This window comes from Streptomyces sp. GbtcB7, assembly GCF_019091445.1.
GTDB classification, from domain to species: domain Bacteria; phylum Actinomycetota; class Actinomycetes; order Streptomycetales; family Streptomycetaceae; genus Streptomyces; species Streptomyces mirabilis.
The window spans coordinates 1-419 of sequence record NZ_JAGXJM010000148.1 but is presented as its reverse complement, the minus strand read 5'-3'; the positions used below and the strand labels follow the sequence as shown (position 1 = coordinate 419).

1 protein-coding gene is annotated in these 419 nt (G+C 67.5%); it reads left to right on the top strand.

Annotated elements, in window-relative coordinates; translation table 11 throughout:
- On the top strand, positions 1-419 hold a 419-nt coding region (locus tag KVT44_RS55605), incomplete at both ends, for an aldo/keto reductase (protein ID WP_217576873.1).

The following is a 419-nucleotide window of genomic DNA, read 5'->3' as shown; positions in this document are numbered from 1 at the left end:
CTGGACGAGGAGGCGGCCGAGCCCATCGTGCGGCGGGCAGCGGAGGCCGGGGTGACGTTCTTCGACACCGCGGACATGTACTCGCACGGTGTGAGCGAGGAGATCACCGGACGGCTGCTCGACAAGCTCTTCCCCCGCCGTGACGACTACGTGCTCGCCACGAAGATCTACTTCCCGATGGCCTCCGGACCCAACGACGGCGGCCTGTCGCGCAAGCACATCCTGTCCGGCATCGATGCCTCGCTGCGGCGGCTGGGGACCGACCACGTGGATCTGTACCAGATCCACCGGTGGGACTACGAGACGCCGATCGAGGAAGTCATGGAGGCGCTGCACGACGTGGTGCGCTCCGGCAAGGCGCGCTACATCGGCGCGTCCAGCATGTTCGCCTGGCAGTTCGCCAAGGCCCAGCACGTCGC